The organism is Herbaspirillum sp. CAH-3 (genome assembly GCF_009668275.1).
Lineage (GTDB): Bacteria > Pseudomonadota > Gammaproteobacteria > Burkholderiales > Burkholderiaceae_D > Herbaspirillum > Herbaspirillum aquaticum.
On record NZ_VSWE01000014.1, the window covers coordinates 193,110 to 202,236 of the forward strand.

11 protein-coding genes are annotated in these 9,127 nt (G+C 62.0%); 4 read left to right on the plus strand and 7 right to left on the minus strand.

Going from position 1 to position 9,127, the window contains the following annotated elements:
• Positions 1–279: 279 nt before the first annotated feature.
• Both FYB76_RS19225 and FYB76_RS19230 read right to left on the minus strand, forming a co-directional pair.
• The gene (locus FYB76_RS19225; RefSeq protein WP_154134721.1) at positions 280–534 is read right to left on the minus strand and encodes a hypothetical protein; all 255 of its coding nucleotides are present in this window, start codon (positions 532–534) and stop codon (positions 280–282) included.
• 94 nt (positions 535–628) lie between these two features.
• Positions 629–1,072 carry a MarR family winged helix-turn-helix transcriptional regulator gene (locus FYB76_RS19230; RefSeq protein WP_088756655.1) on the minus strand — a complete coding sequence of 148 codons (444 nt, stop codon included), beginning with the start codon at positions 1,070–1,072 and terminating at the stop codon, positions 629–631.
• Between the two features lie 173 nt (positions 1,073–1,245).
• Here FYB76_RS19230 and FYB76_RS19235 point away from each other — a divergent pair, with 173 nt between their 5' ends.
• Positions 1,246–1,791, plus strand: a complete 546-nt coding sequence (locus tag FYB76_RS19235) for a VOC family protein (RefSeq protein WP_088756654.1) — start codon at positions 1,246–1,248, stop codon at positions 1,789–1,791.
• Between the two features lie 12 nt (positions 1,792–1,803).
• Here FYB76_RS19235 and FYB76_RS19240 read toward each other — a convergent pair whose 3' ends face one another.
• The 3 genes from FYB76_RS19240 to FYB76_RS19250 form a co-directional block, all read right to left on the minus strand.
• Positions 1,804–2,034 carry a hypothetical protein gene (locus tag FYB76_RS19240; RefSeq protein ID WP_154134722.1) on the minus strand — a complete coding sequence of 77 codons (231 nt, stop codon included), beginning with the start codon at positions 2,032–2,034 and terminating at the stop codon, positions 1,804–1,806.
• Between the two features lie 10 nt (positions 2,035–2,044).
• Entirely contained in the window at positions 2,045–2,446 is a 402-nt protein-coding gene (locus FYB76_RS19245; RefSeq protein ID WP_088756652.1) for a response regulator, read from the minus strand.
• 176 nt (positions 2,447–2,622) lie between these two features.
• Complete coding sequence (locus FYB76_RS19250) at positions 2,623–3,012, minus strand: hypothetical protein (RefSeq protein WP_154134723.1); 390 nt, start codon at positions 3,010–3,012, stop codon at positions 2,623–2,625.
• 282 nt (positions 3,013–3,294) lie between these two features.
• Here FYB76_RS19250 and FYB76_RS19255 point away from each other — a divergent pair, with 282 nt between their 5' ends.
• Positions 3,295–4,539, plus strand: a complete 1,245-nt coding sequence (locus FYB76_RS19255; RefSeq protein WP_154134724.1) for a S9 family peptidase — start codon at positions 3,295–3,297, stop codon at positions 4,537–4,539.
• A gap of 164 nt (positions 4,540–4,703) precedes the next feature.
• Positions 4,704–6,275: a methyl-accepting chemotaxis protein gene (locus FYB76_RS19260; RefSeq protein ID WP_154134725.1), complete on the plus strand. Its 1,572-nt coding sequence runs from the start codon at positions 4,704–4,706 to the stop codon at positions 6,273–6,275.
• A 180-nt stretch (positions 6,276–6,455) separates the two neighbouring features.
• On the opposite strand, the gene FYB76_RS19265 is transcribed toward FYB76_RS19260, so the two are convergent.
• The gene (locus FYB76_RS19265; protein WP_088756648.1) at positions 6,456–6,683 is read right to left on the minus strand and encodes a hypothetical protein; all 228 of its coding nucleotides are present in this window, start codon (positions 6,681–6,683) and stop codon (positions 6,456–6,458) included.
• Positions 6,684–7,309: 626 nt separating this feature from the next.
• Here FYB76_RS19265 and FYB76_RS19270 point away from each other — a divergent pair.
• Positions 7,310–8,101 carry a transporter substrate-binding domain-containing protein gene (locus FYB76_RS19270; RefSeq protein ID WP_154134726.1) on the plus strand — a complete coding sequence of 264 codons (792 nt, stop codon included), beginning with the start codon at positions 7,310–7,312 and terminating at the stop codon, positions 8,099–8,101.
• A gap of 45 nt (positions 8,102–8,146) precedes the next feature.
• Here FYB76_RS19270 and FYB76_RS19275 read toward each other — a convergent pair whose 3' ends face one another.
• Positions 8,147–8,944, minus strand: a complete 798-nt coding sequence (locus FYB76_RS19275; protein ID WP_088756646.1) for a transporter substrate-binding domain-containing protein — start codon at positions 8,942–8,944, stop codon at positions 8,147–8,149.
• Between the last annotated feature and the right edge of the window lie 183 nt (positions 8,945–9,127).

The window sequence follows — 9,127 nt, forward strand, 5'->3', positions numbered from 1 at the left end:
GTTCACATTAAATCTGCGAGATGCGTTGCCCCCAGAAGGCGGGCTGGCAAGGCCCGCGTCAGGGCTGGTGGTGGTGCCACCAGCCCTGACGTGCAACGCGGCCAGCACGCCTTCTGGGGGCAACCCTCCGGGAGAGGCCGCCAAGCGTCGCCTGCCGTTGTTGCAGCTCCTTGCCGTGGCACCACCACAGCGCGTCGCTGCGCCTAGGCAGTCAACGCTTGGCGACCTCTCGCACTCGCAGATTTAATGTGAACAGGCCCTAGCCAAGTCCGCACCTGCTCATTGCGGTTTTTGGGGTTTGCCAGCCTCGCCATTGTCGCTGGCCGCATTCGGGCTCTTTTCCACCAGTACCCCGCCGCGTCCGGCACGCTGGATCCCGGCCGGTGCATTGAGCGGCGGCTGTCCGCCCAGTGTGCCTTCATGGCCTTCCGGTTCCTGCTCGAAGCGGGTCTCGGTGGGGCCTTCCTTTGGACGGCGGGATTGATCCTCGACGCGCTCGTCATCGCGTGGTGCAGCGTTTTCTGGCAAGTTCATGGCAGTCTCCCTGAAAGCTGCAAGGTAGCCTTGCCGGCCAGCCTGCGTTATCAGCGGTGCACGCACAATGACGTCAGCCAGGCACGGACAAGCCTCAGTCGGGTTCGTCCAGGGCGTGCATTGCACGCGTACGGATTTTTTCCATGGCCTGCAGCAAGGCTTCGCACTCGCTGCGCTCCAGGGCCTGCAGCAGATAGGCCTCGCGCGCCTGGACCATCGGCACGATCTTGCGGTAGAGCTTGCGGCCTTGCGCCGTGGGCTTGACCAGCCGGGCACGCGCATCGTCCGGACTGGGCTGGCGCGTCACCAGGCCGTCCTGCTCCATGCGCGCCAGCGCGCGGCTGACCTGCATCTTGTCCAGCGAAGTGTGGGGGACCAGGTCACTGGCCTGCATCTGGCCCTCTTCGGCGAGGGCCGCCAGGATGCGCCATTCATCGCGGTTCAGTCCGAACCGGTCCGCGTAGACGGCCGCGACCGACCGGCTGACGGCCTCGGCGAGCTGGGCCAGTTGATAGGGAAAGAAGGTTTGCAGTTTCATCCCCGGATGGTAACAGACGTTACCATCCGGGCAGGGCAGTGGCGCGCTTGATCCACATCAAGAACCCTGTACTTGCCGCAAGGCCGACGCAACCTGCGCGTTGACCTGGGCGGTACGCTCTCCATATAGTAACAACTGTTACTAATCTTAAAATGACCCTCCAGGAGACTGCCATGAAGATCGATCGCATCCACCACGTTGCCTACCGCTGCAAGGACGCCAGGGAAACCGTCCTCTGGTATCAGAAATACCTGAACATGGATTTCATCCTGGCCATCGCCGAGGACCAGGTCCCGTCCACCAAGGCAGCCGATCCCTACATGCATGTCTTCCTCGATGCCGGCCAGGGCAATGTGCTGGCCTTCTTCGAGATCCCCAATTCGCCGCCCATGGGGCGCGACATCAATACCCCAGCCTGGGTCCAGCACATCGCCTTCAAGGTCGACAGCGAGGCCACCCTCAAGGAAGTCATGCAGCGCCTGCAGGCTGATGGCATCGAGGTGGTCGGGATCACCGATCACACCATTTTCAAATCCATTTATTTTTTCGATCCCAGCGGCCACCGTGTGGAGTTGGCAGCCGATTGCGCCAGCCCGCAGCAGTTGCAGCGCCTTGACGAGGTCAAGTGGGAGATGCTGGAGGAATGGGCACGCACCCGGCGCGCACCCAGGCACGCGGCCTGGATGCATGCGCAGGAATTCACGCCAGCGGCGCAGTGAGCGTGGCCAGGCTCAGTAGATGTCCAGCCCGAAATACTGCGCAACGTCACCTTCGGTCCAGTCCTTGATGACATTGCGCTCCAGCAGCACGCGATATTCCGGGCGTTGCCGGCCGGATGCCTCCTGGATGATGCGGCTTTCCAGGGTGTAGAGGGTTTCGTGGATGCGTGCCGTCATCGAGGCATGCTTGATGACGCTGCCCACTTCCACGTTCCGTTGATCGTCGTTGGCGGGGATGTCCATCAGCGCTCCCTCATTTCATCTGCGCGCGCCGCGCCAGGATCTTTTCGATCTTTTCCTTGAGCGTGGCGGCGTTGAAAGGTTTGACGATGTAGCCATCGGCACCTTCCTGGGCGGCCGTGACGATGTTTTCCTTCTTGGCTTCTGCCGTGATCATCAATACCGGCAGGTGGGCCAGCGCAGGCGTGCCGCGGATCTTCTTGAGCAGGGTCAGGCCATCCATGACCGGCATGTTCCAATCGGTCAGCACGAAGGTAATGCCGGCGGCGCCGGACTCCAGGATCTTCAGCGCCGTGGAGCCGTCATCGGCTTCCACGATCTTGGTGTATTCGAGTTCCTTGAGCAGGCCGCTGACGATGCGGCGCATCGTCGAGAAATCGTCGACGACGAGAAAGTGTTGGTCTGTATCAGCCATGGTGAAGCTACCTTGAGGGGGAAGGTGTGATGTACAGCAACGAGCAAAAAGCGTGCCGATGACACGCTGAGTCGCCGCAAATAACGCGGCTGCAGGCAGGGCGCAGTGTGGCCGCAGCCGCCACCGCGTCCTGCGCAAGCGCAGGATGCCGGGTCAGTGGGGCAGGGGCGCTGTCCTTAGTTGCTCAGGGCCCATTTGCCCGCGCTGTTCTTGCAATAACGCAATTTGAGCGGTTCGGTGCCACGCTTGCTGCTCACCACCAGGTCCACATTGGCGCAAGGCGGGGTGCTTTGCTCGAAGGTGGGGGTGATCTTGGCCGTGGTGCTGGGCTTGGGGCCATCGGTCCACTGCGAAGTCTTGCCGCTCACGCCGGCGTCCAGGGACGCGGTAATGGCGGCGTAGAGGGAGTTGATCTGTTCCTTCTTCAGGTCGGCCACGGCCGTGTTGGCGAAGAAATCAAGGTTGGCCTGCGCGTGGGCCTGATGGCTCAGGGCGGCGGCGCAGATCAGGCCAGCCTGGGCGGCCAGCTTCAGGAAGCGGAAGCGAGAGTGGGGGCGCTTGTTCATGGCTTGCTCTTTTCTCATATCGGGAGGTCAATGGCGCCAACCGCCATCGGGGGGAGAGGCGGCGGCGTTCCAGTCTACGTTTATACCAGAAGTCACGTCACCACCAAACTTGTGCTTGCGCGGTAAAGGCCTTGCTTTTCCCGCTTTGCGTTACGTTGCACCTCGTCATAATGCGCCAGGCTGGCGATGCTGCGCATGCGGCGCCGGCCTTGCCGATCCTGCCGTGCAGGAGTGCTGCAAACGATTGCAGCGATTATTTCCGATACAAGAAAAGGGGAAGTGATGAAGTCATGCCTGAGACGTGCCAGCCTGGTCCTCGCCGCGCTGAGTGCGATATTGTCGATCCTGCCATCTCCGGCATTGGCCCAGGCGCCCGCCGCTGCGCCGGTGCAGGCAGTGGCCTCCGGCGTGCGCTATCAGCTCATCGGCCGCTGGGATGTGGACAAGCTCAACACCATCCTGCAAAAGGACACGCCGGCCTTCTCCGGCGTGCCCGTCACCTACTCGCCCGCGCGCAATGCCGTGCTGCTCTATCGCATCACCTATCCTTCCGTGATCCCGGAACGCGGCAACCAGCCCATCCTGGCCTCGGGCCTGCTGGCGCTGCCGGATACGCCGGCCAAAGCCTTTTCGCTGGTGTCCTACCAGCACGGCACCGTCTACGAGCGCCAGCAGGTCCCCTCCTTCCCCGACCAATCACCCGAGACGCAGCTGATGATTGCCCAGTTCGCCGGCCAGGGTTACGCCCTCATCGGCGCCGATTATTTCGGCATGGGCATTTCCACCGAGCCGGAAGGCTACATGGTCAAGGGCAGCCACCAGCAAGCGACCTACGACATGCTGCTGGCCGCGCGCAGCGTGCTGGCCAGCATGGGCGTGCGCGAGGACAGGCTGTTTCTTTCCGGCTGGTCGCAGGGTGGTTTCGTGACCATGGCCTTCCTCGAAAAACTGGAAGCGGCCGGCATCAAGGTGGATGCGGCCACCACGGCCAGTGCGCCGCTGGACGTGTTTGCGCTGCTCGAAGGCTTCCTCACTTTTCCGCGCCCCAACGATGCCTCCTGGCTCAACAGCATCGTGATCCTATCGGCCTTCGCCTTCGAAAATTATTACGGCGTGCCTGGGCTGGCGCGCTCGGTGCTCACCGATGCCTCCTATCCGGTGGCCAAGAAAGCCTACGATCGCCAGCCCTTCAACGTGGCCGACATCCCGACCGACTTGCACAAGCTGATGCGGCCCGAATATTTTGACCCGCAGTATTTCGCCCGTTCCGCCTATGGCCGCCTGATCGCGACCACCCAGGCCTATCGCTGGGTGATCCGTTCCGACGTGCGCAATTACTACGGCGAAACCGACGAGGCCATCACCCCCGGCGTGGGCCGCATGGCGATGACTTATGCGCAAGCCATGGGGGCCGGCAATGCACGGGTACAGGCGGTCTCCACCGGACCGACCACGCATCGCGGCACCTTTGCCACGGCGGTGCCGGCCTGGAAGCGTTGGTTTGACGAGAAGGCAGCGGGCCAGTAGCCTGCCCACCCTGTCGGGGAAGTGACGCAGGTCCGAGGCAGCCGCGCAAGGGCCGATCAGACCTGTCTCTTCCCCCTTATTCCTCCCTGGGGTGCCAGCTCATCTGCCTTATCATCACCGCGCCGGTACTTCCGCCGGCTGTCCGACTCCACTGCGCAATCCACATGAATACTCTCCGCCGTCTCCGCCTTGGCGCTCGCCTGGCAGCGGGCTTTGCTGCCCTCCTGTTGTTGCTGGTCATCATTACCTTCATCGGCATCACGCGCATGTCCTCTCTGGATGCGACCTCCTCCGATTTGAGCAGCGGGATTTATCCCAAGGTCAATGCGTCCCAGAAGATGCAATACCTGATGATGAACATCGCCCGGTCGGCGCGCAACATCATCATTCTGGAGGATGAGGGCCAGATGCTCAGCAACAAGCAGGGCATCGACAAGGATCTGGCGGAGTTCCAGAAGGCGCTCGAATTTGTCCGTGCCCGTGCAGTGTCCGACGAGGCCCGCCGTCTTGTTGCGCTGGTTGACGAGCAAAGCAAGGCCTACTTCGCGTTCACGGGCGATGTGGTCGCACTGGGACTGAAGAACCAGAACGTGGAAGGGCAGCGCCTGCTCTTCGGTCCGCGCTACAAGACCCAGGGCGAACTGCTGGCCACGCTGCAGCAATTGGTCGCCTTGTTCGAAGGCCAGATGCGTACGGCCAGCGAGCAGGCCCACGCAACTTACGTCACTTCTGCAACTATCCTCGGCGTCTCGGCGGCGGTGGCGATCCTGCTTGGCTTGATCGCTGCGCTGGCCATCAGCCGCTCCATCACGGTCCCCATGGCCGATGCTGTCGATGCAGCGCGCAAGGTGGCCAACGGCGACCTGACCAAGACCATCAACGATCGCGCACCGGATGAAACCGGTGACCTGCTCGGCGCGCTGCGCGACATGAATGCCGCCCTGGTCGATATCGTCTCCAACGTGCGCACCGGTGCCGACACCATCGCCACGGCCTCGCAGGAGATTGCGGCCGGCAACCAGGACCTGTCGGCCCGCACCGAGCACCAGGCCAGCTCGCTGGAAGAAACCGCTTCCTCGATGGAGGAGCTGACCTCCACCGTGCAGCAAAACAGCGCCAATGCCCGCCAGGCCGCGGAGATGGCACAAGCCGCTTCGCACATCGCCGGGCAGGGTGGTGCCATCGTGGGTGAGGTGGTCAGCACCATGGACGCCATCGATGCTTCGGCACGCAAGATCGTGGACATCATCGGCGTGATCGACGGCATCGCCTTCCAGACCAACATCCTGGCCTTGAACGCCGCCGTGGAAGCGGCGCGTGCCGGTGAACAGGGGCGCGGCTTTGCGGTGGTGGCCACGGAAGTGCGCAGCCTGGCCCAGCGCTCGGCGGCTGCCGCCAAGGAAATCAAGGTCTTGATTGGCGACTCGGTTGAGAAGGTCGATTCAGGCGCCCAGCTGGTCAAGAAGGCCGGCCAGACCATGGACGAAATCGTGCAAAGCGTGGCCCAGGTGAACACCATCATCGGCCAGATCAGTGCCGCCGGCGAAGAGCAGCGTGCCGGCATCGAACAGGTGCATCAGGCCGTGGCGCAGATGGATGAGGTCACACAGCAGAATGCCGCCCTGGTGGAAGAGGCCGCTGCAGCGTCCCGTTCCATGCAGGGCCAGGCCGCTGAACTGGCCGAGAAGGTGGCTGTGTTCCGCTTGCCGCAGCAGGCGCGTGCAGCAGTGATGTAAGTCCCGGCGACTGTTCAGGTCGCCTTGCCAGAGAAAAGCTGTCCGCACAACGGGCAGCTTTTTTTATGGGCGTTTGCGGCCGCAGGCGAGCCATGGCCCGGATCGGCTGGTGCAAGGGAAGGTGGGAGCAAGCCGCAACCAGGAGCGGTTGCGGCGAGGAAGAGGGAGCGCGAACAGCTCTTAGTTGTCGGGCAGTTCGCCCTTGGCGGCCAGGTCGATGGCACGCACGATGGCCACGGCCTTTTCGATGACTTCCGCCTGGCTGGAGACGCGCATGCTCTTCTTGAGGTGATGGATGTGATCGCGGGTCTTGCGGCTCACCGGAACGTTGAGGAAACCATCCGGTTCTGTCAGGAACTGCGGCGGAACCACCACGACGGGTTCGACGGTCTTGGAACGCTTGGGCATGGGTATCTCCCTTGTGATTGGTCTGGAGTGACGTTGGTAGAGTGCCTGCGGCAATATAACTTTGATCGTGAAGACAGAAGAACTTATTTCTTCGATTTTACGATTTTTATCTGGCCGCTCTTATTTGGCGGGAATGCTGCGGCTGATCTTTGACGAGATCGCAACAGCGACGATGCCCCCGCTTTTTATTCCTGCTTGGAGATCGTGTCAAGCGAATTTCTAAACAATTGCCCGAGTGGACAGGTTTCCCAATCCTTAGATTTTGTCCCCTTGCCATGCCTTCTGCAGAGCGGGTCGTCATTCGGTTTTCGCTAGGGGGATGGGCATTGGCGGGCAGGTAGTCGTGACATTGCAGCCGCGGGAAACCTTACAACTTCACGCAGTACGCTGATTGATATCCGTAGCGATATCGAAGTTCCGCAGCCAGCGGCAGTCCGGCAGATGATTTACGCCAACAAGCGGCCGCTGGCATGCTCCTTGCAGAGGTCGGGACAGCGTCCCGGCGTGCCTGCTCCTGGGCAAGCGCCCGGGACGTACATACAGTCAGTCGCGTGATTTTCTAAGTGTTTGCACGCTGCAAGGTTTTTCACGCGACGTCCGACATCCACGACAACAAGGGAACCCTCATGAAGTTCGTCAAGACCATCCTCGCCCTGGCCGCTCTGGCCACTCTCAGCGGTACCGCCTGCGCCGACAACCTGGCTGACATCCAGAAAGCCGGCGTGGTCAAGATCGGTGTGCCGCAGGACTTTGCGCCCTATGGCTCGGTGACGTCCGACCTGAAGCTGCAGGGCCTGGACATCGACGTGGCCAAACTGGTTGCCAAGGGCCTGGGCGTGAAGGCCGAGCTGGTGCCGGTGCCTATTTCCAGCCGCATGGCTTTCCTGCAGACGCACAAGATCGACCTCATCATTTCCACCCTGGGCAAGAATGCCGAGCGTGAAAAGGTGATCGACTTCTCGCAGGGCTACGCGCCCTACAACAACAGCGTCTTCGGCGTGGCGGCGATCAAGGTCTCCGGTCCGGCCGACCTGGCCAACCAGACCGTGGGCGTGGCCCGTTCCACCTTCGAGGATCTGATGCTGACTGACAGCGTCCCCAAGAGCACCACCATCAAGCGCTATGAAGACAACAACGGCCTGATCTCGGCCTATGTCTCGGGCCAGGTGCAGATCGTGGGTACGGGCGACTTCGTGGCCTATGCGCTGGCGGAGAAAACCCCCACCAACAAGCCGCTGCTGAAGTACATCATCAACGTCTCGACCTGCTATGTGGGCATGAACAAGGGCGAGCCGGCGCTCATGGCCAAGGTCAACGAGGCGCTGACTGCGTCCAAGAAGAGCGGAGAGCTCAACGGCATTGTGCAGAAGTGGCTCAACGTGCCGCTGCCGGAAAAGATCGCGACCACTTACCAGTAAGCGGTCCGGCACAGGAGGACGGCCCGCCTTGGCGGGCCGTTTTGCTTATTGGAAGGTAGTGGCCATCTTTGCGGGCAGAGGCACGTTCAGCCATTTCTGGACGATGCCGTTGAGTTCGCCACTTTTCTTGGCAGCCGTGAGCACGTCGTTGACCTTGGCCAGCAAGGCCGCTTCTCCCTTGTTGAGGCCGACGCTGCAGCTGGATTCATTGATGATGTACTTGAGCACGGGCTTGTTGCCGGGCGCTTTTTCGGCCAGCGCGTAGGCCACGAAGTCGCCGGTGCCGACCAGCTGTACCTGGCCGGAAACGTAGGCCGAGATCATGGCGTTGTTGTCTTCATAGCGCTTGATGGTGGCGCTCTTGGGGGCGGTGTCGGTCAGTTGCAGGTCCTGGAAGGTGCCGCGCGCCACCCCCACGGTCTTGCCGGCCAGGTCTTCCGGTCCGCTCACCTTCACCGAGGCCACGCCGAAGACGCTGTTGTTGTAGGGAGCATAGGATTGGGAGAAGTCGATCACCTTTTCGCGCTCGGCATTCTTGCCCAGGGTGGAGATGACCAGGTCGGCCTTGTGCGTTTGCAGGTAGGCGATGCGATTGGCGCTGGCCACGGGCACCAGCTCGACCTTGACGCCCATCTTCTGGGCGATCAGCCTGGCCACGTCGATATCCAGGCCTTGCAGCTGCAGGTCGGCCGTGACCGAGCCGAAGGGGGCGAAGTCCTGTGGCACCGCAATGCGCACCGTGCCCGCCTTCTGGATATCGGCCAGGGCGTCCGCGTGCGCGACTTGAACGGACAGGCCCAGCAGGGCCAGCGAGACGGCGAGCACCGGTTTGGCAAATTTCATGTGATCCCTTTCGTTGAATGAACTGTATCGTCCCGTGCGGGTTTGCAATGACCATGCCAGCAGGCGTGCGACACCTGAGGAACTGCACATGGTTGGGCGTGCACGCTGGCAGCATCGATGCGGGCGATGCTGATCCGGCATGGTGTCATGCCAATCTGGACTGGCTGATGGCGGGGCGGGGAG

Excerpts from the sequence above, each read along its gene's own strand:
- FYB76_RS19245 (WP_088756652.1), bottom strand. The coding sequence starts at position 2,446 with ATGGCTGATACAGACCAACACTTTCTCGTCGTCGACGATTTCTCGACG.
- FYB76_RS19260 (WP_154134725.1), top strand. The coding sequence starts at position 4,704 with ATGAATACTCTCCGCCGTCTCCGCCTTGGCGCTCGCCTGGCAGCGGGC.
- FYB76_RS19240 (WP_154134722.1), bottom strand. The coding sequence starts at position 2,034 with ATGGACATCCCCGCCAACGACGATCAACGGAACGTGGAAGTGGGCAGC.
- FYB76_RS19265 (WP_088756648.1), bottom strand. The coding sequence starts at position 6,683 with ATGCCCAAGCGTTCCAAGACCGTCGAACCCGTCGTGGTGGTTCCGCCG.
- FYB76_RS19270 (WP_154134726.1), top strand. The coding sequence starts at position 7,310 with ATGAAGTTCGTCAAGACCATCCTCGCCCTGGCCGCTCTGGCCACTCTC.
- FYB76_RS19230 (WP_088756655.1), bottom strand. The coding sequence starts at position 1,072 with ATGAAACTGCAAACCTTCTTTCCCTATCAACTGGCCCAGCTCGCCGAG.
- FYB76_RS19255 (WP_154134724.1), top strand. The coding sequence starts at position 3,295 with ATGAAGTCATGCCTGAGACGTGCCAGCCTGGTCCTCGCCGCGCTGAGT.
- FYB76_RS19250 (WP_154134723.1), bottom strand. The coding sequence starts at position 3,012 with ATGAACAAGCGCCCCCACTCTCGCTTCCGCTTCCTGAAGCTGGCCGCC.
- FYB76_RS19275 (WP_088756646.1), bottom strand. The coding sequence starts at position 8,944 with ATGAAATTTGCCAAACCGGTGCTCGCCGTCTCGCTGGCCCTGCTGGGC.
- FYB76_RS19235 (WP_088756654.1), top strand. The coding sequence starts at position 1,246 with ATGAAGATCGATCGCATCCACCACGTTGCCTACCGCTGCAAGGACGCC.
- FYB76_RS19225 (WP_154134721.1), bottom strand. The coding sequence starts at position 534 with ATGAACTTGCCAGAAAACGCTGCACCACGCGATGACGAGCGCGTCGAG.